The organism is Serratia sp. CY83965, assembly GCF_052166375.1.
Classification (GTDB): Bacteria; Pseudomonadota; Gammaproteobacteria; order Enterobacterales; family Enterobacteriaceae; genus Serratia; species Serratia marcescens.
In genome coordinates, this window is record NZ_JBJNOV010000007.1 from 53,721 (window position 1) to 79,292 (window position 25,572).

General features: G+C 61.4%; 26 protein-coding genes. 17 read left to right on the forward strand and 9 right to left on the reverse strand.

Features of this window, described 5'->3' with window-relative positions; translation table 11 throughout:
* Positions 1-45: 45 nt before the first annotated feature.
* Positions 46-1,566: an acetaldehyde dehydrogenase ExaC gene (exaC, locus tag ACJ8PL_RS15050; RefSeq protein WP_016927757.1), complete on the forward strand. Its 1,521-nt coding sequence runs from the start codon at positions 46-48 to the stop codon at positions 1,564-1,566.
* 55 nt (positions 1,567-1,621) lie between these two features.
* Here the strand turns inward: exaC and adhP are convergent, their stop codons facing one another.
* From adhP to ACJ8PL_RS15065, 3 genes are all read right to left on the reverse strand, one after another.
* Positions 1,622-2,638 carry an alcohol dehydrogenase AdhP gene (gene adhP, locus ACJ8PL_RS15055; RefSeq protein ID WP_016927758.1) on the reverse strand — a complete coding sequence of 339 codons (1,017 nt, stop codon included), beginning with the start codon at positions 2,636-2,638 and terminating at the stop codon, positions 1,622-1,624.
* Positions 2,639-2,835: 197 nt separating this feature from the next.
* Positions 2,836-4,125: a bifunctional sulfur transferase/dioxygenase Blh gene (blh, locus tag ACJ8PL_RS15060; RefSeq protein ID WP_079452149.1), complete on the reverse strand. Its 1,290-nt coding sequence runs from the start codon at positions 4,123-4,125 to the stop codon at positions 2,836-2,838.
* A 16-nt stretch (positions 4,126-4,141) separates the two neighbouring features.
* On the reverse strand, positions 4,142-4,927 hold the full coding sequence (locus ACJ8PL_RS15065; protein ID WP_033640363.1) for a sulfite exporter TauE/SafE family protein: 786 nt from the start codon (positions 4,925-4,927) through the stop codon (positions 4,142-4,144).
* Positions 4,928-5,118: 191 nt separating this feature from the next.
* Between ACJ8PL_RS15065 and ACJ8PL_RS15070 the strand changes: the two genes are divergently transcribed.
* Together ACJ8PL_RS15070 and ACJ8PL_RS15075 are read left to right on the forward strand one after the other, a co-directional pair.
* The gene (locus ACJ8PL_RS15070; protein ID WP_442531259.1) at positions 5,119-6,354 is read left to right on the forward strand and encodes an NAD(P)/FAD-dependent oxidoreductase; all 1,236 of its coding nucleotides are present in this window, start codon (positions 5,119-5,121) and stop codon (positions 6,352-6,354) included.
* 127 nt (positions 6,355-6,481) lie between these two features.
* Positions 6,482-6,775 carry a SelT/SelW/SelH family protein gene (locus ACJ8PL_RS15075; protein WP_004928553.1) on the forward strand — a complete coding sequence of 98 codons (294 nt, stop codon included), beginning with the start codon at positions 6,482-6,484 and terminating at the stop codon, positions 6,773-6,775.
* A gap of 6 nt (positions 6,776-6,781) precedes the next feature.
* On the opposite strand, the gene ACJ8PL_RS15080 is transcribed toward ACJ8PL_RS15075, so the two are convergent.
* The gene (locus ACJ8PL_RS15080) at positions 6,782-7,723 is read right to left on the reverse strand and encodes a LysR family transcriptional regulator (RefSeq protein WP_015377850.1); all 942 of its coding nucleotides are present in this window, start codon (positions 7,721-7,723) and stop codon (positions 6,782-6,784) included.
* 97 nt (positions 7,724-7,820) lie between these two features.
* Here ACJ8PL_RS15080 and ACJ8PL_RS15085 point away from each other — a divergent pair, with 97 nt between their 5' ends.
* From ACJ8PL_RS15085 to ACJ8PL_RS15115, 7 genes are all read left to right on the forward strand, one after another.
* Entirely contained in the window at positions 7,821-9,020 is a 1,200-nt protein-coding gene (locus tag ACJ8PL_RS15085) for an MFS transporter (RefSeq protein WP_079452151.1), read from the forward strand.
* Positions 9,021-9,114: 94 nt separating this feature from the next.
* Complete coding sequence (locus ACJ8PL_RS15090; protein WP_025302805.1) at positions 9,115-9,609, forward strand: TIGR00645 family protein; 495 nt, start codon at positions 9,115-9,117, stop codon at positions 9,607-9,609.
* 188 nt (positions 9,610-9,797) lie between these two features.
* The gene (gene fabZ / locus ACJ8PL_RS15095) at positions 9,798-10,253 is read left to right on the forward strand and encodes a 3-hydroxyacyl-ACP dehydratase FabZ (protein WP_004928563.1); all 456 of its coding nucleotides are present in this window, start codon (positions 9,798-9,800) and stop codon (positions 10,251-10,253) included.
* A 30-nt stretch (positions 10,254-10,283) separates the two neighbouring features.
* Positions 10,284-11,072 carry a spermidine synthase gene (locus ACJ8PL_RS15100; protein ID WP_016927766.1) on the forward strand — a complete coding sequence of 263 codons (789 nt, stop codon included), beginning with the start codon at positions 10,284-10,286 and terminating at the stop codon, positions 11,070-11,072.
* An 80-nt stretch (positions 11,073-11,152) separates the two neighbouring features.
* Positions 11,153-11,347 carry a ribbon-helix-helix protein, CopG family gene (locus ACJ8PL_RS15105; protein ID WP_004928567.1) on the forward strand — a complete coding sequence of 65 codons (195 nt, stop codon included), beginning with the start codon at positions 11,153-11,155 and terminating at the stop codon, positions 11,345-11,347.
* Positions 11,348-11,493: 146 nt separating this feature from the next.
* The gene (locus ACJ8PL_RS15110) at positions 11,494-11,895 is read left to right on the forward strand and encodes a VOC family protein (protein ID WP_015377846.1); all 402 of its coding nucleotides are present in this window, start codon (positions 11,494-11,496) and stop codon (positions 11,893-11,895) included.
* On the forward strand, positions 11,895-12,431 hold the full coding sequence (locus ACJ8PL_RS15115; RefSeq protein ID WP_016927767.1) for a dihydrofolate reductase family protein: 537 nt from the start codon (positions 11,895-11,897) through the stop codon (positions 12,429-12,431). Before ACJ8PL_RS15110 ends, ACJ8PL_RS15115 begins: the two co-directional genes overlap by 1 nt.
* Here ACJ8PL_RS15115 and ACJ8PL_RS15120 read toward each other — a convergent pair.
* The 3 genes from ACJ8PL_RS15120 to ACJ8PL_RS15130 all read right to left on the reverse strand — a co-directional run bounded on the left by ACJ8PL_RS15120 (position 12,416) and on the right by ACJ8PL_RS15130 (position 15,753).
* Positions 12,416-13,810 (reverse strand): MFS transporter, encoded by a 1,395-nt coding sequence (locus ACJ8PL_RS15120; protein ID WP_442531260.1) that lies wholly within the window; start codon positions 13,808-13,810, stop codon positions 12,416-12,418. The two genes, ACJ8PL_RS15115 and ACJ8PL_RS15120, sit on opposite strands and share 16 nt — an antisense overlap.
* Before the next feature lie 113 nt (positions 13,811-13,923).
* Positions 13,924-14,991, reverse strand: coding sequence for an oxidoreductase (locus ACJ8PL_RS15125; protein WP_016927769.1), 1,068 nt, complete (start codon positions 14,989-14,991; stop codon positions 13,924-13,926).
* 12 nt (positions 14,992-15,003) lie between these two features.
* Positions 15,004-15,753, reverse strand: a complete 750-nt coding sequence (locus ACJ8PL_RS15130; RefSeq protein WP_079449689.1) for a DeoR/GlpR family DNA-binding transcription regulator — start codon at positions 15,751-15,753, stop codon at positions 15,004-15,006.
* Positions 15,754-15,902: 149 nt separating this feature from the next.
* Here ACJ8PL_RS15130 and ACJ8PL_RS15135 point away from each other — a divergent pair, with 149 nt between their 5' ends.
* Positions 15,903-16,778, forward strand: coding sequence for an alpha/beta hydrolase (locus ACJ8PL_RS15135; RefSeq protein WP_079452156.1), 876 nt, complete (start codon positions 15,903-15,905; stop codon positions 16,776-16,778).
* Here the strand turns inward: ACJ8PL_RS15135 and ACJ8PL_RS15140 are convergent.
* Both ACJ8PL_RS15140 and ACJ8PL_RS15145 read right to left on the reverse strand, forming a co-directional pair.
* Complete coding sequence (locus tag ACJ8PL_RS15140) at positions 16,705-17,922, reverse strand: MFS transporter (protein WP_110146983.1); 1,218 nt, start codon at positions 17,920-17,922, stop codon at positions 16,705-16,707. The genes ACJ8PL_RS15135 and ACJ8PL_RS15140 overlap by 74 nt on opposite strands.
* On the reverse strand, positions 17,913-19,079 hold the full coding sequence (locus ACJ8PL_RS15145; protein WP_079451264.1) for a serine hydrolase domain-containing protein: 1,167 nt from the start codon (positions 19,077-19,079) through the stop codon (positions 17,913-17,915). The genes ACJ8PL_RS15140 and ACJ8PL_RS15145 overlap by 10 nt, the downstream gene beginning before the upstream one ends.
* Before the next feature lie 121 nt (positions 19,080-19,200).
* Here ACJ8PL_RS15145 and ACJ8PL_RS15150 point away from each other — a divergent pair, with 121 nt between their 5' ends.
* From ACJ8PL_RS15150 to ACJ8PL_RS15175, 6 genes are all read left to right on the forward strand, one after another.
* The gene (locus ACJ8PL_RS15150) at positions 19,201-20,088 is read left to right on the forward strand and encodes a LysR family transcriptional regulator (RefSeq protein ID WP_079451265.1); all 888 of its coding nucleotides are present in this window, start codon (positions 19,201-19,203) and stop codon (positions 20,086-20,088) included.
* A gap of 225 nt (positions 20,089-20,313) precedes the next feature.
* Positions 20,314-21,618 carry an MmgE/PrpD family protein gene (locus tag ACJ8PL_RS15155; protein WP_079449247.1) on the forward strand — a complete coding sequence of 435 codons (1,305 nt, stop codon included), beginning with the start codon at positions 20,314-20,316 and terminating at the stop codon, positions 21,616-21,618.
* A 19-nt stretch (positions 21,619-21,637) separates the two neighbouring features.
* Positions 21,638-22,975 carry an LLM class flavin-dependent oxidoreductase gene (locus tag ACJ8PL_RS15160; RefSeq protein ID WP_016927776.1) on the forward strand — a complete coding sequence of 446 codons (1,338 nt, stop codon included), beginning with the start codon at positions 21,638-21,640 and terminating at the stop codon, positions 22,973-22,975.
* Positions 22,976-22,992: 17 nt separating this feature from the next.
* A complete protein-coding gene (locus tag ACJ8PL_RS15165) occupies positions 22,993-23,907 on the forward strand; it encodes an ABC transporter substrate-binding protein (RefSeq protein ID WP_016927777.1) in 915 nt (304 codons plus the stop codon).
* Positions 23,904-24,809 carry an amino acid ABC transporter permease gene (locus ACJ8PL_RS15170; RefSeq protein ID WP_049299026.1) on the forward strand — a complete coding sequence of 302 codons (906 nt, stop codon included), beginning with the start codon at positions 23,904-23,906 and terminating at the stop codon, positions 24,807-24,809. Before ACJ8PL_RS15165 ends, ACJ8PL_RS15170 begins: the two co-directional genes overlap by 4 nt.
* Positions 24,806-25,567: an amino acid ABC transporter ATP-binding protein gene (locus ACJ8PL_RS15175; protein ID WP_016927778.1), complete on the forward strand. Its 762-nt coding sequence runs from the start codon at positions 24,806-24,808 to the stop codon at positions 25,565-25,567. Before ACJ8PL_RS15170 ends, ACJ8PL_RS15175 begins: the two co-directional genes overlap by 4 nt.
* The last annotated feature ends 5 nt before the right edge of the window (positions 25,568-25,572 follow it).

The window sequence follows — 25,572 nt, forward strand, 5'->3', positions numbered from 1 at the left end:
CGCAGCGCAATAGCGCCGGTTATCATCTGCAGAGAGGTGCTTCACATGAAATATGTTCACCCCGGTTTGCCTGGCTCGCTGGTTTCGTTCCGTAAACGCTATGGCAACTACATTGGCGGCAAATTTGTCGAACCGGTATCCGGCAACTACTTCACCAACACCTCGCCGGTGACCGGCCAGCCGATCGCCGAATTCCCGCGTTCCGACGCCAAAGACATCGAGCTGGCGCTTGACGCGGCGCATGCGGCGGCGGACGCCTGGGGCAAAACCAGCGTGCAGGAGCGTTCCAACGTGCTGCTGGCGATCGCCGATCGCATCGAATCGCGGCTGGAGATGCTGGCGCTGACCGAAACCTGGGACAACGGCAAACCGATCCGCGAAACCCTGAATGCCGATCTGCCGTTGGCGGTCGACCATTTCCGTTACTTCGCCGGCTGCCTGCGCGCGCAGGAAGGCACCGCGGCGGAGATCGACCAGAACACCGTGGCTTACCATATCTATGAACCGCTGGGCGTGGTCGGCCAGATCATTCCGTGGAACTTCCCGCTGCTGATGGCCGCCTGGAAACTGGCGCCAGCGCTGGCGGGCGGTAACTGCGTGGTGCTGAAGCCGGCGGAACAAACGCCGCTCGGCATCAGCGTGCTGATGGAAGAGATCGGCGATCTGCTGCCGCCGGGCGTGCTCAACGTCGTGCAAGGTTTCGGCGGCGAGGCCGGCGAAGCGCTGGCGCGCAGCAAACGCATCGAAAAAATCGCCTTCACCGGATCCACGCCGGTCGGCCGCCACATCCTCGCCTGTGCGGCGGAGAACATCATCCCCAGCACCGTCGAGCTGGGCGGAAAATCGCCGAACATTTATTTTGAAGACATCATGCAGGCGGAACCGGAGTTTATCGACAAGGCGGTTGAGGGGCTGGTGCTCGGCTTCTTCAATCAGGGGGAGGTGTGCACCTGCCCTTCACGCGCGCTGATCCAGGAATCCATCTACCCGCAGTTTATGGAGAAAGTGCTGGCGCGTATCGCTACCATCCGCCAGGGCGATCCCTTCGACACCGAGACCATGATCGGCGCCCAGGCGTCAAAACAGCAGTACGACAAGATCCTGTCCTACATCGACATCGCTAAAAACGAGGGGGGCAAAATCGTTGCGGGCGGCGAGCCCGCCCAGCGCGGCGACGAAGTGCAAAACGGTTTCTACCTGCAGCCGACGCTGATTACCGGCAACAACAGCATGCGTTTCTTCCGCGAGGAGATCTTCGGGCCGGTGATTGGCGTCACCACCTTCAAGGATGAGGCCGAAGCCCTGGCGCTGGCCAACGACACCGAGTTCGGGCTGGGCGCCGGGCTGTGGACCCGCGACATCAACCGCGCTTACCGCATGGGTCGCGCGATCAAGGCCGGGCGCGTATGGACCAACTGCTACCACCTGTACCCGGCGCACGCCGCGTTCGGCGGCTACAAGAACTCCGGCATCGGGCGCGAGACCCACAAGGCGGCGCTGTCGCACTATCAACAGGTGAAAAACCTGCTGGTCAGCTACGACGCCAAGCCGCTGGGCCTGTTCTGAACCCGGCGTAATGACAAGAAGGCCACCCGCAGGTGGCCTTCTTGTTGCGCGTGGCCTACTTCGCCATGCCGAGATCGATCACCATGCGACCGCGAATGGTGCCCGCCTTCATCTCGTCGAAGATGGCGTTGATATCCCTCAGCGGCCGCTTGGTCACTTTCGGCGTCACCTTGCCTTCGGCGGCGAACTGGAACGCCTCCTTCAGATCTTCGCGCGTGCCCACCAGCGAACCCACCACCTGAATGCCGTCCAGCACCAGGCGCGGAATGCTCAGATCCATGCTCTCCGGCGGCAGCCCCACGGCCACCACTTTACCGCCGGCGCGCACCGCATTCACCGCCGAGTTGAAGGCGGCTTTCGCCACCGCCGTCACCACCGCCGCGTGAGCGCCGCCGGTTTGCTGTTGAATGATCTCCTCCGCGTTTTGCGTTTTGGAGTTGATGGTCAGATCGGCGCCGATCTGTTTGGCGAACTCCAGCTGACCGTCGTTGACGTCGATGGCGATCACTTTGGCGTTAAACACGTTCTTGGCGTACTGCAACGCCAGGTTGCCCAGCCCGCCAAGGCCATAAATGGCGATCCACTGCCCCGGTTTGATATCGGAAATCTTCACCGCCTTGTAGGTGGTGACGCCGGCGCAGGTGATGCTGCTGGCGGCGAAAGAATCGAGCCCATCCGGCACTTTCACCGCGTAGTCCGCCACCACGATGCACTCTTCCGCCATACCGCCGTCAACGCTGTAGCCGGCGTTTTTCACCGAGCGGCACAGGGTCTCGTTGCCGCTGACGCAGTATTCGCAATGGCCGCACCCCTGGTAAAACCAGGCGACGCTGGCGCGGTCACCCACTTTTAACGAGGTGACGCCCTCACCGACGGCGGAGACCACGCCGATACCCTCATGCCCCAACGTAATGCCCGGCACCTCGCCGAAATCGCCGTTTTTCACGTGCAAATCGGTGTGGCACACCCCGCAACACTCCATTTTCAACGCCGCTTCGCCGTGCTTCAGCGGGCGCAGCACTTTATCCTGAATGTCTACGGTATGGTTTTTCGTCACTACGGCAGCTTTCATGGTGTTTTCCTTAGCAGTGTGGGAAGTACAGTTGTTAATGTAGTGACTGTATTCGGCGAGGGCAAGCGCCGCGTGTTTTGTGTAAAAACAAATAATTAAATATGAATCAGTCTGATTATTTCATAAAAAACCATTAACAGACGGCGCGATCGCCTTGAGATTGGCAGCCGTGAACGATCGCGCCTCTCTGGCTTGATTTACCCCTTGAAGCGATTAACAGGAATTTTGAGGTAGTGCCGCCCATCATCTTCGCAATCAGGCAGTACGCCGCCGCGAATGTTGACCTGCAGCGCCATCAGCATCAATTCCGGATGCGGCAACGTGGCGTCTCGCTGCTTTCTTTGCGCGATAAATTGAGCTTTATCCATGTTGGCCACCCAGGGGTTGTTCTCGCGCTGCTCTCTCACAGTGCTTTCCCAGCGGGCCTCACGCCCCGCCGGGCGGTAATCATGGCCGGTAAACAGGCGGGTATCCGCAGGCAGGCTCAAGATCCGCTGCAACGAATCCCACAGGGCTTCCGCATTTCCGCCGGGGAAATCGGCCCTTGCGGTGCCGCTGTCCGGCATGAAAAACGTATCGTGAATAAACGCCGCATCGGCAATGTGATACGTGACGGACGCCAGCGTGTGGCCAGGAGACAGCAAGACTTCAGCGCGCAGGTTGCCGATAAAAAAGACGTCCCCATCCGCAAACAGCGCATCCCACACGGTCTCGGCGGGAGGCAGTTCCTTCAAATTATAGATGTCTTGCCACAGCCCCTGCACGGCGGTAATTTTTTCGCCTATGCCGGTAAGGGCGCCGGTTTTCTGCGCCAGCCAGGTGGCGGCAGAAAAATGGTCGGCATGCGGGTGCGTATCCAGCACCCAGGCCACACCCCACCCTCGCTGCTGGATAAAACTTAAAATGGTGCGGGCCTGCTGATGCGAGACCGTGCCCGATCGGCGATCAAAATCCAGCACCGGATCGATGATGGCGCAGCGACGCGCCTTGGGATCGGCGACGACATACTGCAGGCTGCCGCTTTCCGGCTCATAAAACGCATGCACTTCCGCATGAGACTGAACGGGCTGATGCCGGCGATACCAACTGAGCGCCTTATCGGCATCCGCGCCATATTCTTCGCATTGGCTGCGGAATTGCGCTTCATCGATCCGCCCTTCACTCAGCGCATACAGCAGAGTGAGGCAAGCCGAGCGCGCCCCGCTCCGGCAGTGCGCCAGGGTCTTCTTGCCTTGCCGCAACAGAAACTGGAAGGTGTAAACGGTCTCCCAGGTCAGCGTATCGAACGTATAAGGGAGATAGACGTAACGCATCCCCCCTTGTTCAGCCAACGCTTTCTCTTGCTGATGGTCAAGATACTCTCCCGGCTCTTCGTCCGGCCGGTTGTTGACGATAAGCCGGTAGCCTTGTTGATGCAGGGTAGCAAAATCACTCGCTGCGGGCGCCCCCGAAAAGGAGAGCTGATGATGGTATGTACGGATGCGCATATTTTTTCCTTCTGTCTTATAAGCTTTTAAAAAGCATATAAAGGGCCAGCACCAAGAGCATGGCGGCGTAGAGCACACGGATAATGTCCTCGCGTTTCTTCAGGCGCTCGGTGAGCGCAACCCCCACGACGCCCCCCAGAACACCGCCGACGATCAGCCAGCACGTGATGACGAGCGACACCTTGCCGGACAAGGCATAGCTTGCGCTCGTCGATAAACCCATGGCAGAAACCACCACCAGCGAGGTGGCCACCGCTTCAAGCAGCGAAAAGCGGAAAAACCAGAGCAGCGCCGGCACCACTAAAAATCCGCCGCCGATCCCCAGAAAGCCGGCCACCGCGCCCAGCGCCAACACGCAGGGCCACACGATGGCGGGATGAAAGGCCGCATCAGGAGAAGCCAATCCGTTGCCGGCCCGGTGATTTTTTTTCAACGTTAATCCGGCGACAATCAGCATCAGCAAAGCGAAAGGCAGGGTTAGATAGCGCCCGTCCGTGATTTTTCCCATTTGTGAACCTGCCAGCGTGCCGGCCACCGCGACCAGCGACACGACAATGCCGGTTCGCCACCGGACGTTTCCTTTGGCGGCGTGCGCAAAAAGGTTGAGCAGCGCGCTGACGGCGACGGACATGGCGCTGGTGCCTATCACCAAATGCGTATCCGGGATTTGCACCATATACAGCAGCAGCGGCACACAAACGATGGAGCCGCCTCCGCCTGTCAGGGCCAAGAGAAATCCGACTATTCCTCCGGTTATCACCAATAACATCAGGGTATAAAAAGTAAAATGGAAAAAATCCAATGGGTTAATTCCTGAACGGTGTTTGTGGTATTTATTAACGATCAGTTCGCATTGATTGTCAAATAACTTATTACATTTAGCTATTACATATAGCTAAATCGAATATGTGATTTTTAATATAACCATAAGTTCTATGAATTCCCTTTTAATCTGGGCATTAACCCCCTACTTTCTTATGAAAGGAGGCCTGCATGAAACCGGAAAAAATAAAAACCAAGAAGAAAGTTGTTGTTATTGGCGGTGGTTCATCTGGAATAAGCGTCGTGGCAAGCATAAGGAAGCGAGTTAAAGGCATTGATATAACGGTAATTGAACCTAGCGACTGCCATTATTATCAACCGGCATGGACCCTGGTGGGCGGCGGGCTGTTTGATATCAATAAAACACGGCGTTCCATGCGCGCCGTCATCCCCCCAGGAACCTCATGGATTCAGGATAGTGTGGTCAGGGTGGAGCCCGGCAAAAAATATGTCGAGACCCGCCAAGGGCAGAAAATAAACTACGACTTCCTTATTGTTGCCTGCGGCCTCGTTTTACATTGGGATAAAATAGAGGGTCTTGAAGAAACGTTGGGAATGAATGGCGTCACCTCTAATTATCGTTTTGATCTTGCGGAATACACCTGGAAACTGGTTCGTGAAATGCAAGGCGGCGAGGCGATATTTTCCCAACCGCCGGTTCCGATAAAATGCGCCGGAGCGCCGCAAAAAGCCTTATACCTTTCATGCGATCACTGGCGGCGACAAGGTGTCCTTAATAATATTAACGTCAATTTCTGCCTGGCTGGCGCGGCGGTATTCGGCGTGCCGCAATTTGTTCCTCCGCTGACCGATTACTTGAAGAAATACCACGCACAGGTCAACTTCCGGCATAATTTAGTTCGCGTTGATGGGCTGCGTCGGCAAGCGACCTTTTCTCTGGACGGTGATGAAGAAGGCAAACGCGAAGTGACACTGCCCTTCGATATGCTGCACGTAGTGCCGCCGCAATCTGCGCCGGCGTTCATTTCGCAAAGTGGGTTGTCTGACGAGTCAGGTTGGTGCGACGTGGATAAATTCACCCTACAGCATAAGCAGTGGCAGACGATTTTTGCGGTTGGCGACTGTTGCGCCACGCCAAATGCCAAAACCCTGGCGGCGGCTCGCAAACAGGTGGTAGTGGTGGCAGAGAACATCGCGGCGCGGCTTAAGGGCGCTCCTGATGCGGCACGGTATGATGGTTATGGTTCCTGCCCATTGACGGTAGAGAAAGGCAAGGTTGTTCTGGCGGAGTTTGGTTACGACAGTAAATTACTCCCCACCTTTCCTCTGTTCGACAACACGCATCCCAGCCGTATGGCCTGGTGGCTGAAGGCCTGGTTTTTACCCAAATTTTACTGGACGGGCATGTTGCGCGGGGTCGAATGGTTTGCCAAAAGCAAGCCATAGCCACCGTCATCGTTATCCGCGCCTCGCGGCTTCCGCAGGCGCTTGACTATTTGGCGATACACAGCCACCATCGCTTGCGAGCCCGCAGGCTGATTGCAAGCCGTCACCACTAACCGGTCGATCAACGATGAAAAACGCACCCGCCGTTACGATTCACTACTGTTCACAATGCAACTGGCTGCTGCGCGCCGGCTGGATGGCGCAAGAGCTGCTGAACACCTTCGGCGACGATCTCGCCTCCGTCACCCTGATGCCGGGCACCGGCGGGGTCTACCAAATCAGCGTCGATGGCGTGATGATTTGGGATCGCAAGATTGACGGCGGCTTCCCCGATGCGGCGCAGTTAAAGCAGCGGCTGCGCGATCACAGCTTCCCCGATCGTTCTCTCGGCCACAGCGACGGAAAAAAAGCCAGACACTGAAGGCCGTCAGCGCCCCGTCGGCGGCTGCGCGCCGAGAATGCGCGGCATCGTTTCTTTCATCATTTCCATGAATTTGCGTAAACGCGCGGGATAATAGCTGGCATAGGGATACAACAGGTAAATAGGCAGTGGCTCAGCTCGCCACAGGGGTAACAGCGTCTGCAGAGCGCCTTGCGCCAATTCTTCTTTCACCACCCAAGACGACACGATCGCGACGCCCAGCCCTTCCAGCGCCGCCTTGCGCGCCGCATAAAGGCTGTCGGTGCTCAACCTCGGCGCGATGTCGAAACGCCGCTGTTCACCGCTGGTCGCGTGAGTCAAGACGACCTCATTACGATAAAAACTGTTTACCGCCAACCACGGCAATGAGGCCAAATCGTCGAGATCGACGATCGCCGGTCGTTCAGCCAGCAGCGCCGGTGACGCCACCGTGCTGCGCGGCACCTCCGCCAGCAACACCGCCACGACCGACGGATCGGTCACCGCCCCGACGTGAATGGCGCAATCCACCCCCTCGGGAATAAAGTCCGGAGAATGATCGTTCAGCGTCCACTCAACGTAAGTTTGCGGATAGCGCCGCAAATACTCGCCCAACGGACCGATCAGCTGATCTTGACCGAATGCGTGCGGCGCCCGCACGCGCAACACGCCGACCGGTTCGTCGCGCGCGCCGCCAAGCCCTTCTTCCAGGCTTTGCCATTGTTCGATCAGCCCCCGCGCCTGGCGGTAACAGCGCTCGCCGTCGTCGGTCAGTTTGAGGGCGTGGGTCGTCCGCTGGATCAGTTTGGCGCCCAGCAGCTGTTCCAATGCCTGCAGACGCCGGCTGATTGTCGGCTGCGAGGTGCCCAGCTGCTGCGCCGCGGCCGACAAGCTGCCGCTTTCGACGATGCGCACCAACGTATGCAGCAAAGTTATGCGGTCGCCGTTAGGTAAGTTAATTTTATTCATACGTTAAGTGTATAACAGTTTTACCTGCGAGGGGGCTACAGCGGAATGAAGCAAGCGGTAAAAATGGCCGCACATTCACCTTGCAGGAGTTTTTGCCATGAGCACCGCCACCACCCACGGCGCACCGTCCGCCAACGTCGTATTTCTGCTGGCCGCCGGCGCCGGCCTCAGCGTCGCGTCAATCTATTACAGTCAGCCCATGCTTGGCATGATGGGCGCCGATTTCCACGCCGGCGTCGCCGATGCCGGCATGGTGCCGACGCTGACCCAGTTAGGTTATGCGCTGGGCATTTTACTGTTGGCGCCGCTCGGCGACCGGTACGATCGCCGGCGGATCATTCTGGTAAAAGGCGCGCTGCTGGCGCTGACGCTGTTACTCTGCGCTTTTGCCGCCTCGTTCCCGCTGTTGTTGCTCAGCAGCCTGGCGATAGGCCTGACCGCCACCGTCGCGCAGGACATTATCCCCGCCGCCGCCACGCTGGCGCCAGAGGCCAGCCGCGGCAAAACCGTCGGCGCGGTAATGACCGGGCTATTGGCCGGCATTTTGCTGTCGCGCGTGTTCAGCGGCGCGCTCGCCGAGTTCGCCGGCTGGCGCAGCGTCTACGCGCTCGCGGCGCTGGGCGTTTTGCCGATCACGCTGGCGATCTGGCGCATGTTGCCGCGTCTTCGCCCCCATAACGCGCTGAGTTACCCCGCGCTGCTGCGCTCACTGGGACATCTGTGGGCCGAGTATCCCGCGCTGCGGCGCGCGACGCTGGCGCAAGGCTTTCTGTCATTGGGCTTCAGCGCTTTCTGGTCAACGCTGGCGTTGATGCTGGCGGAGCGCTACCAGATCGGCAGCGCGGCCGCCGGCGCGTTTGGCCTGGCGGGGGCGGCGGGGGCGCTGGCGGCGCCGTTGGCGGGAAGTCTGGCCGATCGGCACGGCCCTGACGTCGTGACCCGTATCGGCGCGGGACTGGTTCTGGCCTCCTTCGCCTTGATGTTTTTGCTGCCGCTGTTGCCGCTCCCGGCGCAGCTGGCGCTCATTGCGCTGAGCGCCGTCGGATTCGACCTGGGCATCCAGGCTACGCTGATCGCGCATCAAACCATCGTTTACGGTCTCGATCCGGCAGCTCGCAGCCGATTGAACGCCCTCTTGTTCACCGGCGTATTCATCGGTATGGCGACCGGCGCCGCCCTCGGCAGCCGCATTCTGGCAAGCGCGGGCTGGCCGGGTGTCGTGGCGCTGGCGACGGCGGCGGGGGCCGTGGCGCTGTGGATCCGCAGCGGGCACAAAACGGCGCGCGTAGCGGCCTGATATCGCCCTCTACTGGCGCAAGCGGTTGATTTTACCCAGGCCTCTTGCGCTATACTGAGCGCCCTTTTTGCTACGCATTTAAAACAATTTTATGATGGAACGCTTGCTAGAAAACGCGATGTACGCCTCCCGCTGGCTGCTCGCGCCGGTTTATTTCGGCCTTTCACTGGCCCTGGTCGCCCTGTCTATCAAATTTTTTCAGGAGATCCTGCACGTCCTGCCCAACATTTTCTCCGTCGCTGAAGCCGATCTGATCCTGACCCTGTTGTCGTTGGTCGACATGGCGCTGGTCGGCGGGCTGCTGGTGATGGTGATGTTCTCCGGATACGAAAATTTCGTCTCGCAATTGGATATCACCGAAGGAAAAGAAAAACTGAGCTGGCTGGGCAAAATGGACGCCACCTCGCTGAAAAACAAGGTCGCCGCATCTATCGTCGCCATCTCCTCCATTCACCTGCTGCGGGTGTTTATGGACGCCAAGAACGTGCCCGACAACAAGCTGATGTGGTATGTGATCATCCACCTCACCTTCGTGCTCTCCGCCTTCGTGATGGGTTATTTGGACAAGGTGACCCGCTCCAAGCATTAAACGCGCCGCCACGCCCGATCGTCAGGATCGGGTGTCATCCCCTCCTTCGCTATTCCCCAACCGTCGTCGCCGTCATGTCTTTCATCTGGCACATCTGATGATAATTTTATTATAATGTCATTACACTCATTATGGATCGAACGCCGGCCACCGCACCGGATTCGCCGCAGACAGGATCACGCACCTCCATGCCATTAAACGGTCACCCCCTGCAATTCAACGATATTCAGGCGATTCTGCCTCATCGTTATCCCTGCCTGTTGGTCGATCGCGTGCTGCCCGCCGGCACCTGCATTGCCGAAGGGCGGCTGAGCGCCATCAAGAACATCACCGCCAATGAGCCGACGTTCTGGAACGGCCATGCGCACTTCGCCGGTTTTCCCGGCGTGCTGTTGGTGGAAGCGCTGGCGCAAAGCACCGGGCTGCTGGCGCACTATTATCTCGGGGCGTTGAACGAAGGGGAACATTACTACTTCGCTTCCATTCAGCGGGCGCGGTTTTATCGCGCCGCCCGTCCCGGCGACCAGGTGTTGATGGAGGTCGCCTTTGTACGCCGGCGTGGCGCGATCGCCCGCTTCACCGGCCGCGCCAGCATCGATGGCCGGCGCATTTGCACCGCCGATTTCATGTGCGCCCGTAAATAGGCCGCTTGCCAAAGGAACCCTGCGAATACCATGTCTCTGGTTGACAGCTTACTCAGAACCCTCGATTTCTCCCCGCGCGGCCAGGTGATCGCTCGCGAAGCCGACGCCTGGGGCGAAATCATCGTTTCCGATCACAAGGACTACCGCACGCTGCGGTTTGACGGCATCTGCGAGCAAAGCAAGATGAGCCTCAGCAACCCCGCACAGCCGATCCACAACTACATCAAAGCGATGCTGATGGCGGTGGCCTGGCAGCCGCCGAGCTCGGCGTTGATCCTGGGGTTAGGCGGCGGCAGCCTGCTGCGTGCGCTGCACGCGCTCGATCCGGCCATGCGTCTGGACGTGGTTGAACTGCGCGCCGCAGTGATCGCCGTCGCGCGCCGCTATTTTACGCTGCCGGCCACCGACACCATCAGCCTGCGTACCGCCGACGCCATGGACTTTGTGCGTCCGCCTGCCGAGACGCGTTACGATCTGATTTTCTCCGATCTCTATTCGGCGTTCGCCATGGATCCGCAGCAAGGCACCCAGACATTCCTGGAAAACTGCGCCGCGCGGCTGAACGACGGGGGCTGGCTGGTGCTCAATTACCACGATCTGCCCGATGAGAACAGCCTGCTGTACCACAGCCTTCACCGGATATTCGGCACCGTATTGTTTTGCGTCGCCCCCAGCGGCAACGTGATCATTTACGCCACGCCGGCCCAGGTGACGTTGCCGCTCAGCACGCTTCGCACGCTGGCCGCCGGCAGCGGCGAGCTGTTCAACTGCGAACTCGGCTACCTGTCACGCAAGATAGAACGGCTGCATTTCCGCTAAGAACGAGCGGCGACGCGGTCTGGCTGGCCGCTTCGTCCACATGGTATTATCATTCAGTCATCATTCTCTGGAGGATCCTGATGGAAAAGAAAACGGCGCGGCTAACGGTGCTGATTGACCCGGACAAGAAGAAAGCCCTGGAAGAGCTGTGCCTGCAGCAGGACGTCACCCCTTCCCAGGTGGTGCGTCAGCTGATCCGCGATTATCTGCACAAGCATCAGGTGGATTATCCCAGCCAGCCGACCCACGCCAATCCGCGAGTCGAGAGCAATTGAACGGCGGCCTGCCCCGCAAACCGTGAAGCGCGCTTCCCCCTGCGCGCGTCCCTAATCCGAATCCTCCACGGCGGTCTGTCCATCCTGCAATATCGCTGCTACTGTTTTAGGCGTTCATTATTCTCTCTTGGGAAAGGAAACGCGCCATGTTCAGCCATATTACCGTCGGCGTCAGCGATCTGGATGCCGCCGCCGCGTTCTACGACGCCATTCTGTTGCCATTGGGTTTACAACGGCGGGAAGTGACGCCGGACGGCGGCCCCGCCGCCCGCTGCTGGGTGATGCCAGGCCAAACGCTGCCGCGTTTTTACGCCTACCAACCCTTCGACAGACAGCCCGCCAGCGCCGGCAACGGCAGCATGCTGGCCTTTCTCGCCGCCGACGAGCTGGCGGTTAAACGCGCCTACGCCGCCGGTCTGCTGGCGGGCGGCAGCAGTGAAGGCGAACCCGGCGAGCGCGCGCACTACGGCAAAGGCTATTTCGGCGCTTACCTGCGCGATCCCGACGGCAACAAGGTGCATGTGGTTTATCGGGGAGATCTCGCCTGATGAAATGCTCGGTTTACATCGCCACCAGCGTAGACGGATTCATTGCCGGCCCGGATGGCGACATTGACTGGCTGCTGCGGCCCGAATACGCGGTTTCGCTGCTCAATGGGTTGAGTTTTGAAGCGTTTGTCGCCGACATCGACGCGCTGGTGATGGGTCGCCATACCTATGAAAAAGTCCGCGCCTTTCCCGAGTGGCCCTATGGCGCACTGCCGGTGGTGGTGCTGTCGACGCAGCCCGCACCGCACGGCGCAGAACCTGTCCGCTGGATGAGCGGCGAACCGGCCAGCGTCGTGGCGCGGTTGGCCGAGGTCGGCTGCCGTCACCTGTATATCGACGGCGGCCAGACCGTGCAGCGCTTCCTGCAGGCCGGCTTGATCGACGAACTGACGATTACGCGCGTGCCGCTGCTGCTGGGCGGCGGTATCCCCTTATTCGGCGCCGACGGCCCGGAGCAGCGCCTGCGCCTGCTTGCCGTCACCTCATCGGACAACGGTTTCGTGCAAGAACGCTACGCGGTTCAGCGCGCGCCGTAACGCAGCATCAGGCGGCGGCCTCCGAAGGCGATGAGCAACGCCGCCAGTGCCAACAGCGCCGCCACGCCGTAGGTCACCCGCATGCCGTAAGCCGCGGCGGCCGCAGTGCCCGCGACCTGCTGCGAAGCCAGATAAAACAGCGCCCCCATCGCCGACGCGCCGGTGATCGCCCCGAGATTGCGCGACAGGTTCACCATGCCGGCGATCAGCCCGCGCCGTTCAGGAAACAGATCTTTCATCAGCATGGTGTTGTTGGCCACCTGAAACAGCGCATAGCCGGCGGTCAGCAGCGCGATGGGGGCGATATAGCCGAGCACGCCCCAACGGTTAAGCAGCGACAGCAGCGCCGCGCCGGCAGCCACCGCCATCAGCCCAAGCAGGGCAATGCGCTGCGATCCAAAACGATCCACCAGATAGCCGGCCGGTATGCCGGTCAGGATCGCCACCGCCGGTCCCGCCGACATCACCAGCCCCACCTGCGCGGCGCTTAACTCCAGCGCGCGTGACAGATAGAACGGCCCGACCACCAGCGTGGCGGTCATGACCGTCATCACCAGCGCGCTGGCCGCCAGCCCCGCCGTCAGGGCCGGATGACGGAACATCGACGGCGCAAGCAGCGGCGATGCGGCGCCGCGCTCCACGCGGATAAACAGCGCCCCCGCCAACAGCGCCCCCAGCATCAACGCCAGATTGAGTGCGCCGAAGTCGCCGCACCCGAGGGTCATCGCCAGCGAATAGCAGAGCAATGCGCCGCCCAGCAGCAACGTGCCGGCGCGATCGAACGGTTCCGCGCGCACTGCCGCGCGCGGCCCATTCGGCAAGTATCGCCAGGCGAGCCACAGCGCCAGCAGGCCCAGCGGCAGGTTGATCAGGAACATCGCCCGCCAGCCGAAACCGGCGATCAGCGCGCCGCCCAACGACGGCCCCAGCGCGGTGCCCACGGCCGACATCGTGCCGAGCAGCCCCATCGCGCGGCCGATTTTTTCCGTCCCCAGCGCCTCACCCGCCAGCGCCATGGCGATCGACATCATGACTGCGCCCCCCAGCCCCTGCGCCAGGCGCGCCGCCAGCAACAGCCACAGTTGCGGAGCCAGCGTGCAAACCAGCGAAGCGGCGGTAAACAGCGCGATGCCCGCCAGCAGCAGGCGGCGGCGATTGAGGCTGTCGCCCAAACAGCCGATGCCGATGATGCAAGTGGTGACGGCCAGCAAATAGCAGAGCAACACCCACTGCACCGCCTGGAACGAGGCATGGAACGCGGTGGCGAGCGCCGGCAGCCCGACGTTGGCAATGCTGATGCCAAGCGATGACAGCAGCATGCTCAGAGAAAGAGCGGCCAGTATGCCGCGGACGCCTTGCGGCGAAGGATGGGATAACATGATGAACACTCCTGACATTGACTGCGGGTAAGCCTATGTCAGGGGGCAGGATGGCGGAAGACGCATGGCATGCACTGTATCCATGCGCCTGACGCCTTATCTGACGCGAGCCGTCACCAGGCGGCGATTTCCGCCTCGGTGAGCGGGAGAGTTTGGGTGACGCCGGTTTCCGCCGCCAGGGTGGCCGCTTCCAGCACCGCCATCACCGCCAACGCCTGCGCAGCGGTGACCGGGTTGGCGCCTGCGCCGCGCAACGCATCGCGCACCTGGAAGTAATACTGGCGCTGATCGCCATCCGGTGTCGGCAGCGTACGCATCGGCTCCGTGCCGATAAACAGGCTCATCGCATCGTCGTCTTTGCCCCACTCCGCCGATCCCGGCGTCACGCCGGCCAGCAGTTGGCTTTCCTGCCCGTCGGCGCGCGCTTTGACCACGCTGCCTTTCTCGCCGTGCACGGTAAAGCGTGAGACGCCCCCCGCCACCAGCATGCTGCCATGCAGGATCACGCGGTGCGTCGGGTAGTTGAGCACCACGTGAGCCCAGTCGTTAATCTGCGCGTTGGGGCGCAGCGTGGCGATGTTGGCCTGCACGCTGTGCGGCAAGCCGAACAGCTGCAGCGCCTGATCGACCATGTGCGGCCCCAGATCGAACCACAGTCCGCTGCCAGGGAGGTTTTGTTCACGCCAGCGCACCCGCACTTCTGGGCGGTAACGATCGATGTGCGACTCAAAGTGCGTCACCTTGCCAATCAGCCCCTGTTCGATCACCTGCTTCACGCCCAGGAAATCGCTGTCCCAGCGACGGTTCTGGAACACCGACAGCAGGCGGTCGTGCTTCTCCGCCGCCGCAATCAGCGCGCGCGCCTGCGCCAAATCCAGCGTAAACGGCTTATCCACCACCACGTGCTTGCCCGCCTCCAGCGCGGCCAGCGCCAGCGGCGCATGGGTGGCGTTCGGCGATGCGATCACCACCAAATCCACCTCCGGCCGGCGGATGGCCTCCAGCGGATCGGCGATCACCTGCGCGTGCGGCAGATCGGCATGCACCTTGGCGGCATCGCGCGAAGCCACCACGCTCAGTTCCAACCCCGGCACCGCGTTAATCAGCGGCGCGTGAAACGCCTTGCCGACAAAGCCGTAGCCAATCAGCGCCACCTGCAACGGTCGAGCGGTATCGTTCATCAGTGTTCTCCTCTAGCGGTCGTCGGCGACGACACAAAGTTCAATCAATGACTGTTCGTCCAGGTTGTCCCACGGGCGATCGGTAAACAGGCGTTGGATCTGCGCCAGATCCGCCACGTGATGCGGTTCGCAGCGATCCAGCTTCATATGGTCGGCCACCAGCCAGCGCTCGCCGCTGTTAGCCAGCATGGCGCGCTTGACCTCTGCATCGGCCTCTTCGCCGGCGCTCAGTCCCAGCTGAGGATGCACCGCGCAGGCGCCCAGCAAGGCGATATCCGCGCGGTAGCGCGCCAGCAACGCCAGCGTGGCGCTGCCGGCGAACAGCCGCTGGCGCGCATCCCACTGGCCGCCAAGCAGGATCAGGTTGATCTCCGGCCTGTCGCTCAGGCACTGCGCGATATCCAGCGAAGCGGTGATCACCGTCGCCGGGCCGCGCAACGCCTGCGCCACCGCCAACAGCGTACTGCCCGCATCCAGCATCAGGGTGCTGCCGGGCGGGATCTGCGCAGCCACCGCGCGACCGAGCCGCTGCTTGATCTGCGGCAACAGCGCCGCGCGCGCCTGACGTGGCATGCCGGACGGTTCGAGCGCGATCGCGCCGCCGTGATGTTTCTGCGCCAACCCTTGCCGCTCGAGATCGGCCAGATCGCGGCGCACGGTATCGACCGAAACGCCGATGGCGGTGGCCAATTCCGCCACCGCCGCCTGTCCGCGTTCGCTGAGAAAATCCAGTAAATGGCGCTGCCTTGCCGCTTTGTGCATGGGCTTATTCCGCAGTAAAAAGCATAAAACAGCAATATACAGCAGATAACAGCAATGGAGAAGTCGCAATTGTGCGCACCGGCGATCAAACATCTTTTCGCCTGCGGGACGATGATGAAGGCATAACACATAACAATCCGGAGAAAGGCATGAACATCGATCTGACGTTTGAAGACCTGAGCGCACGCGCCGTGCAATACAACGCCCGCGCTTCGGTGGAGGATTTTGACGCCTGCATGGCGGAATACGCCGCGCTGGCCCAGCGAGCCAAGGCGCAGACGCCCGGCATTTACGACCTGCGCTACGGCATGAGCGCCGCCGAGCGCCTCGATCTGTTCCCGGCCTGCACACAGCCCGCCCCGCTGCTGATCTTTATTCATGGCGGCTATTGGCATTCACAGCGCAAAGAGGAAGCCTGTTCGATGGCCGCCGCGTTTGCTCGCCGCGGCGTGGCGACCGCCACGCTGGAATACACGCTAGCGCCGGAAGCGACGCTGGCGGAGATCGTACATGAGGTGCGCAGCGCCGTCGCCTGGCTTTATCATCACGGGGCGCCTTTCGGCATCGATCCGGCGCGCATTTTCGTTAGCGGCAGTTCGGCCGGCGGTCACCTGTGCGGCATGCTGATCGCCGACGGCTGGCAACAACGCTATCGCCTGCCGCCCGACGCGATCAAAGGCGCGCTGGCGCTGAGCGGCCTCTACGATTTGCGACCGCTGTGCGATATCTACATCAACGACTGGCTGCACCTGACGCCCGAACAGGCGCAAACCCTCAGCCCGCTGTTTCTGCTGCCGGCGAAAGACCATGCGCCGCAGATCCTGCTCGACGTCGGCCAGCGGGAAACGCAAGGTTTCAAAAACCAGACGCAGGCCTATTATGACGCTTGCCTGGCGCATGGCCTCGACGTCCAGCTGCTGGCCGACCGTCACTGCAATCACTTTACGCTGGTCAACGAGCTGGCCGATGCGGAAAGCGCGATGTTCCGGCAGGTGATGGCGATGATCGACGCAACGCAACGGTAGCCTGCCGCTGTAACCGCAGCCTGGCGGCGATCGTAATCACCGCCAGCGCGGCGAACAAGGCTCCGCACAGCAGGCTGCCCTGTAGCCCCCACGCGGTGATAAACCCGCCGCCCGCCAGCGCCCCCACCGCCACCCCCAGATTGATAAAAGCGATATACAGCCCGGTGGCGAACGCCGGCGCTTGCGGGGCTTCGGCGGTCAGCCAAATCTGCGTGACAATCAAACCGCTGGTGTGCGCCGCTCCCCAATACAGGCAAAGCGCCGTCATCGAGCCAATATTCACGCTGCCATAGCGATACAGCAGCGCATAAGCCGCAATCAAGGCTATCGGATGCAGCAGCACCGTCACCGCACGATGGCGGCTCAGCCATCTGCCGGCCAACAGGTTGCCCACGACACCGCCCACACCGAACGCCACCAGAAGAAAGCCGATGACGCCGCGGCTGAGACCGATTTCGCGGCTGAGGTACTCGGCCGCGTAAGCATAGACGGCAAACATGGCGGCAAAGATCAGCACGCAGGTAGTGATATTCAGCCACAGCGTACCGCTGCGCAGGATTGCCAACTGTTTGCCATAGCTGAGGCGCTGTACGGCCGCATCAGGCAAACGCCACAGCAATCCCAGCGCCGCCAGAAGGTTCACCCAGGCACAGAACCTGAACGACGCTTCATAGCTGAACTGTCCGGCGAGCCATTGCGTCAGCGGTATCCCCAGCACCATGCCCATGCTGGTGCCGATGAACGCATAGGCGGTTGCTTTGGGAGCTTGATGCGGCGGATAAAGCGACGCGGCCGCCACCATGGCCAGTGAAAAATAGATCGGATGAAACAACGCCGGCACAATGCGCAGCAGCATGAGCATGGCGAAGCTGTCCACCTGTGCGGACAGCGCGCTGGCCGCTGCAAACACGGTCAACGCGATCAACAACATGCGTTTGCGATTGAATTGCGACGCCAACAGCACCAACAGCGGCCCGAGCAGCGCAATGGTCAGGGCGAAGATCCCGACCAGCCAGCCGGCCTGCGCCGTGGAGATGCCATACCGTGCAATGATCAGCGGCAAAATGCCCACCACGCCGAACTCGATGCAGTAAACGCCGAACAGCCCCAGCGCGAGGAAGAAAATCGGCGGCATCAGGCGCATTGCATCGCTCCCGTCGCGGCATAGACCGCCTGACAAATCTCGCCGACAAAGGCACCGGACATCCCTTCCAGCGCCGTGTTGGTAAACGCCACCACGCTGAGCTGCCGGGCAGGATCGACGAACCACGAGTGGCCATAGGTGCCGCCCATCCGCCAGCTGCCAACGGACTCCGGCGTGTGCGCGGCGACGGGATCTTTCAGCACGGTGATGCCCAGGCCAAACCCGCGCCCCGGCCAAAACGGCATCGGCAAATCGCCGATTTGGTTGCTGGTGAACGCCGTCACCCACTCGGTTGGCAGCACCGGCTCTCCTCCCTGGCGCAACGCTTCCAGCAGGCGCAGGAAATCCTCCGCCGAACCGACCATGCCGGCGCCGCCGGAGGCGTACGCCAACGGATCCAGCGCACGCGCAGGTGACAGATGAAAACCGGCGCTGCCATCGATGAACGGTAAACGATCCGGTTGACGCAGGCGGCGTGGCTCGCCGGGATGATCGGCGTAAGCGGCCGCCAGGCGCGCGGCGTCCACCGCCAGGAAATCGGTATCCGTCATCGCCAACGGCCCGGTCACCCATTTGTTGACCGCCTGCGCCAGCGGCAGGCCGCTCGCCTGTTCAATAACCGCGCCCAGCACATCGGTGGCGATAGAATAGCGCCACGCCGCGCCGGGCGGAGCCAGCAAAGGGGCGCAGGCAATGCGCCGCACGTTTTCCTGCAGGCTGACGGACGCGTCATCCATGCCGTCGGAGACGCCGAGCCGGGCATAGAATCCCCCTGCCGGCTGGAAAAAACGGTAGCTTAATCCGGCGGTGTGGGTCATCAAATGCCATAGCGTCAGCAACGGTTGGGTGCCGTCCGCCAGCCGCGGGCGAAAATTCGGCAGCCAACGCGTGATCGGATCGTCTAACCGCATGGCGCCTTGCGCCATCAACGCCAGCGCCGCCGTGGACACGATCGGTTTGGACACCGAGGCCAGACGAAACAGCGTATTGAGCGCCATCGGCTTGCCCGCTTCGCGATCCGCCATGCCCGCCGCGCGGCGATAAACGATCTCACCGCCCTGCGCCACCAAAACGACCGCGCCAACCAATCGTTTTTCGCGCAAGGCTTGCTCTATCGCGCCGTCAATCGCGTTGCCGGTGGATCCGTATTCATTCATCTTTATTACCTCAGATAGTCAGCCCATGCTGTCGCCACCGAGCATAGGGCGTGGCGATTAACGAAAAAACAGGCTAGATTTCCTTTCATAGCGGACACTCACGTCCGTAATAGGGCAAGCAATGGATAATCTGTCTGGGGTGAGCGTCTTTGTGCAGGCCGCGGAGACGCTGAGTTTCGTTGAGGCCGGGCGCGTGCTCGGCATTTCCGCTTCCGCGGTGGGGAAAAGCATCGCCCGCCTGGAAAACCGGCTGGGCACGCGCCTGTTTCACCGCAGCACACGCAGCATGACGCTGACCGCCGAAGGCCGGCTGTTTCTGCACCGCTGTCAGCGCATTCTCGGGGAATTGGCGGCGGCGGAACGGGAAATCAGCGATACGCACAGCGCCCCGCGCGGCAAGCTGCGTGTCAGTTTGCCGCTGGTGGGCGGCCTGCTGAATCCGGTGCTGGCGGAATTTGTTCGGCGTTACCCGGAGATTGAGCTGGAAACCGATTTTTCCGACCGTCGAGTCGCGGTGATCGAAGAAGGGTTCGATGCGGTGATCCGCGTGGGCGATACCGAGGACTCTCGCTTAATGAGCCGCCAACTGGGCACGTTTCACCTACAGCTGGTGGCGGCGCCGGACTATCTGCGCCGGGCGGGAATACCCTGCCAGCCGGCAGAACTGCGCGATCACGCCTGCCTGTTATACAGATTCCCCACCACCGGCAAAGTCGAGACCTGGCCGGTGGCGGGCGGAGATAAACTGCTCGACGAAGGCCTGGGCAAGCGCACGGTATGCAATACCGTCGACACGCTGATTTACCTGGCGGAACAGGGCCTGGGCATCGCCTGCCTGCCCGATTTCGCGGTACGGGAGGCCCTGGAGCAGCAGCGGCTCCAACCCGTGCTTGGCGACCAATGCCGACACAGTGGCAGTCTCAAAATCCTCTGGCCTTCCAGCAAACATCTTACACCGCGTCTCAGGGCATTTATCGACATCATGAGCGTTCGCCTTTTCTCGGCCTAAGTCCTCTACCGCGTTAGAACAAATTCAGCTTTGCTTTGCACAAAAATAGCTAAAGTGCAGCCTGCCGCGCCTGCCAGCAGCCCTGACGGCGGCGCAGTGCCGTCGTGATATTCCATTCAGCGATATGGAAGCGCCGTTCGTTCTTTCGGGACAAAGAAAACCGCCACACAATACCTTTCACCCCGCACTCGTGCATAACCATCTATAAATTCAGGTGTTAACGCCTTGTCATTATCGATAACCGCCCAATTCGCTCATCTGATATTGAACAGCCAGCCGGATCAAACCGCTCTGTCAGCCGCTCGCCGCGGCGTGAAAGATTACTTCGCCTGCGCATTGCCGATTGCCCGCGGGGCGTTGAGCGATGCCGGTCTGGCAGCGATCGGCACGACGTTTCCGCCGAACGGCAGTGAGAACCGCGCACTGCGCTATGGCTATGTCAGCCACTCGTTGGACTTCGATGATTACCATCCTGCGCTGCGTGGCCATCCGAGCACCGTAGTGCTCTCCGCCCTGCTGGCGCTGAACGGTGAGAGTGACAATGTCACTGAACTGTTAACCGCCTATGTCATCGGCGTAGAGGCCGCTGGCCGGCTGGGATTGGCCGCTGGCACGCAACATTACGTGCTGGGTTTTCACAGCACCGCCACCCTGGGCGCGGTCGCCGCCTGCGCTGCCGTGGCGCGTTATCTGCAGCTTGACCAGCGGCAAACGCAGATTGCTCTCGGCCTGGCGGCCACCCAGGCGGCGGGCCTGCGCAGCCAGTTCGGTTCGGCGGCCAAACCGCTGCACGCCGGCCTAGCGGCACGCAACGCGGTCAACGCCGCCCTGCTGGCTCAGGCCGGTTTCATCGGCCAACCGGAGGGCGTGCTGGACAGCCTGCTGGCTTCCCACGGCGACGGCCGGCAAAAACCGGAATGCCTGACCGCCGGCTGGGGCGCGCCCTGGCGCATCCTGCAGCCGGGGCTGGAGTTCAAGCGCTACCCGACCTGCGGTGGCACTCACAGCGCGGCCGAGGCGGCGCTCGCCCTGCGCGAGCGGCTGCTGGAACAAGGCGACGCCCTTGCAGAGATCGCCCTGGTTGAGGTCAGTTTTCCGCCCGGCGCAGATACCGCGCCCTATATTCGCCAACCGGCCACCGGTGTGGAAGCGCGCTTTAGCCTCGAATACGTCATCGCCGATGCGCTATACCACGGCGAGGTCACGCTGACGCATTACGGCGAACAGCCGGTCGATGCGGCTATCGCCGCCCTGGCGGCAAAAGTTGAGCGCCATGCCGATCCCGCGGCCCCGCCGGACGCGCTCGATCCGGAGATGCGCTTCCATCGCCTGACCCTGACGCTGCAGGACGGAAGGCAAATAAGTGACATAGTCACAAGAAAGCAAACCGCCGCCCGGCCGACAGACCTCGACGCCAAGCTGCGCGCCATTTTGCAGCTGCTTCCGGGCCTCGAAGGCGAGAGCGTTATCCGCGACTGTGCGCTTATGTCCCCTGGCGCGCTGCCGCGACTGATTGCATTGTTAAATTAATAATAAAACAGGAATAACTATGAGTACTTCACCTTCAACACCATCGCGCCAACTCCGTCTCGGCCTGTTCGTTCAGGCGCTGGGGCACCACATCGGGGGATGGCGCGCAGAAGGCGCCAGCGGTTCACCGACCGATATCGACTGGTTCACCTGGATCGCAAAAAAAGCCGAAGAAGGCACCTTCGATATGTTCTTCGTCGGCGACGCGCTGGCGACCAGCGTGCACCGCCTGCCCTCGACGATGTCACGCCTGGAGCCGCTGACGCTGCTCGCGGCGCTGGCGGTCAATACCCGCCATATCGGGCTGGCGGCGACCGCCTCCACCACTTTCGATCAACCTTTCCACCTGGCGCGCGCCATGGCCTCCATCGACCATATCAGCCACGGCCGCGCCGCATGGAACGTGGTGACCTCATTCTCCAGCGATGCGGCGCGCAACTTCAGCCGTGAAGATCTGCCGTCGCACGCCGAACGCTATGAAGTGGCGCGGGAGTTCCTCGAGGCCAGCTACAAACTGTGGGACGGCTGGGAAAAAGACGCCATCGTGCGCGACAAGCAAAATGGCGTGTACGCCATCGACGAGAAAATCCACGCCGCCAACCATAAGGGCAAGCATTTCTCGGTGCAGGGCCCGCTGAACATTTCCCGCTCGCCGCAGGGGCGGCCAGTGATCATTGAGGCCGGCTCTTCCCCGGCCGGCCAACAGCTGGCGGCGGAAACCGCCGAAGTGGTGTTCACCGCCGCCGCCAGCCTGGAAGAAGGACAGGCTTTCTACCGCAGTCAGAAAAAATACGTGGCCGACGCCGGCCGCAACCCGGACCACCTGCTGATCCTGCCAGGTGTGATGCCGATTGTCGGCCGTACCAAAGAAGAAGCGCGGGAAACCTGGTATCAGCTGAATCAACTGGTGGATATCGATAACGGCATTGAGCAGCTGTCGGCGCGCTTTGGTTTCGATTTGAGCGATTACCCGCTGGACGGCCCGGTGCCGAATGTGGGCGCCACCGAAGGCGGCCAAAGCCGCGTGAAACTGCTGACCGATCTGGCCGCGCGGGAAAACCTGACGCTGCGCGAGCTGGCGGCCGTCGCGGCCGGTTCGCGCGGCCACCGCGTGGTGGTAGGCACCGCCGAAGAGATCGCCGACGACTTCCAGCTGTGGCTGGAACAGCAAGGCGCAGACGGCTTCAACATCATGCCGGCGGTGTTGCCTAACCAGCTGGAACTGTTCGTCGAGCTGGTGATCCCGGAGCTGCGCCGCCGTGGCCTGTTCCGTGAAGAGTATCAGCATGCAACCCTGCGTGAAAACCTGGGTCTGCCGGAACCGGCAATCAACTTCGCTAACGTAAAATCGGCTTAATCCGCAGGGAAATCATGATGAAAACCACATTCAAACGCACCGTACTGTCCCTGCTGTTGGCTTCCTCCACGCTGGCGCCGTTGGCCGCAGCTCATGCCGCTGAAGGCGATGTTCCCTTCAAGGCGGCGGTGAAAGCTGCCGCCGATCCGGCGCTGCATGACAGCCTGCCTGAAGCTATCAAAAAGGCCGGCTATATCGTTGCCGGCACCAACCCGAACACCCCGCCGACCACCTTTTACCAGGCGGACAACAAAACGCTGGCCGGGCGTGAAATCGACGTGATGAGCGCGATTGCCGATCGCCTGGGCGTGGCGATCCACTGGAAGGACACCGGCGGTTTCGACAACATCATCCCCGGCCTGAAGTCCGGCCGTTATGACGTCGCGCTGGCCAACATTGACGCCAACAAAAAGCGCTTCCAGCAAGTGGACTTCGTCGGCTATTACAACGCTTCCAAGCTGGCCTTGATCGCCCGCAAAGACGCTGCGCTTGGCCCTTACACCGAGCTGGCCCAGCTGTGCGGCCAGACCGTCGGCGCCGGCGCAGGCACCTCGCAGATCACCCGCCTGCAGCAGGCCAGCGATCAATGCGTCGCCGCCGGCAAGCCGGCCATCACCATGCCGATCTTCCCGGACCGCCCGGCCGGGGTGCAGGCGGTGATCAGCGGCCGCGTGCCGATGTTTTTCGGCCCGTATGAAGGGTTGCGCTACCAAGCCACCCACGTTAAACCGCTGACGCTGGCCGGTGATATCAACATCGACGGCACCACGGTGGCCATCGCCCTGCCGAAAGGCTCCGAACTGGTGAAACCGGTGCAGGCGGCGCTGAATTCTCTGATCGCCGACGGCAGCTACCAGAAAATCCTCGACGGCTGGGATATCGGTTTTGGTGCCGTGAAAACCGCCGGCATCAATGAAGAGATCGCAAAATGAGTGGGCAACACCCTGTCGACGACGCGGAACTGAGCATCGTCGGCCACCGGCATTACGGGCGCTGGCTCAGCGCCCTGGTTGTGCTGCTGATCGTCGGCGTTATCATCAATTCCATGCTGCACAACCCGCGCTTTGAATGGTCGGTGGTGGCGGAAAATCTGACCGAGGCGTCCATCCTCAACGGCGTGCTCATGACGCTGAAGCTGACGGTGATTTCGGTGGTGTTCGGCTTCGCCGGCGGCGTGCTGCTGGCGCTGATGCGCCTGTCGGCCAATCCGGTATTGGTTGCGGTAAGCTGGTTCTACACCTGGTTCTTCCGTGCGGTGCCGATGCTGGTGCAGCTGTTTCTGTGGTACAACATCGCCGCGCTTTATCCGCGCATCAGCTTGTGGATCCCGTTTCTGGGCGAAGTCGCCAGCGCGCCGACCAATACCCTTATCAGCACCTTCAGCGCGGCGGTGATCGCGCTGGTGATGCATCAGTCGGCCTATGCGGCGGAGATCGTGCGCGCAGGCGTCCAAAGCGTCGGCAGCGGCCAGCTGGAAGCCGCCAAAGCGCTGGGTTACCGTCGTGGGCAAATCCTGTGGCGCGTGGTATTGCCGCAGGCGATGCGCACCATCCTGCCGCCGGCGGGCAATGAGGTGATCGGGCAGTTGAAAACCACCGCGGTGGTGTCGGTGATTGCCCTGCAGGACGTGCTGTATTCGGCGCAGATCATTTACCAACGCACCTACGAGGTCATCCCGCTGCTGCTGGTCGCCACCCTGTGGTATCTGGCCATGACTTCGATTCTGTCGATTGGCCAATACTACGTGGAGCGCTATTTTGGCCGCGGCACGCAGGCAACGCGCAGCGGCGGGTTCTTCCTCAACCGCAAAGCCCCTCAGGGAGGTGAACAATGAGCGCATCCATCCACATCAACCGGGTGCGGAAATCCTTTTCCGGCACCGAAGTGTTGAAAAACATCAGCCTGACCATTCCGGCGGGGTCAGTGACGGTGATCCTCGGCCCTTCCGGCTCCGGCAAATCCACCCTGTTGCGCTGCATCAACCACCTGGAAAAGCTGGACGGCGGCACCATTCGCGTTGGCGAACAGCTAATCGGCTATCGTCAAAAAGGCCGGCATCTGTACGAGCTGAAAGAAGCCGAGGTGGCCGAGCAGCGTAAAAGCATCGGCATGGTATTTCAGCAGTTCAACTTGTTTGCGCACCGCACCGTGTTGCAAAACGTCAGCGACGCGCCGCAGCGGGTGAAAAAGGAAAAAAAAGCCGAGGCGCAGGAACGGGCGAAGCAGTTGCTGGCCCGCGTCGGGTTGGAACATCGCATCAACGCCTGGCCGCGTGAACTGTCCGGCGGCCAGCAGCAACGCGTCGCCATCGCCCGCGCGCTGGCGATGAACCCGCAGGTGTTGCTGTTTGATGAACCGACTTCCGCCCTCGATCCTGAATTGGTTGGCGAAGTGCTGCAGGTGATGAAAGACTTGGCGCATTCGGGCATGACGATGGTGGTGGTCACGCATGAAATCGGCTTCGCCCGCGAAGTGGCCGACCAGATTGTCTTTATGGATCAGGGAAAGGTGGTTGAAACGGGCAGCGTGCAGCAGGTTCTGGATGCGCCGGGACATGAGAGGACGCGCAACTTCCTGGCGACGGTATTGTAACCCTA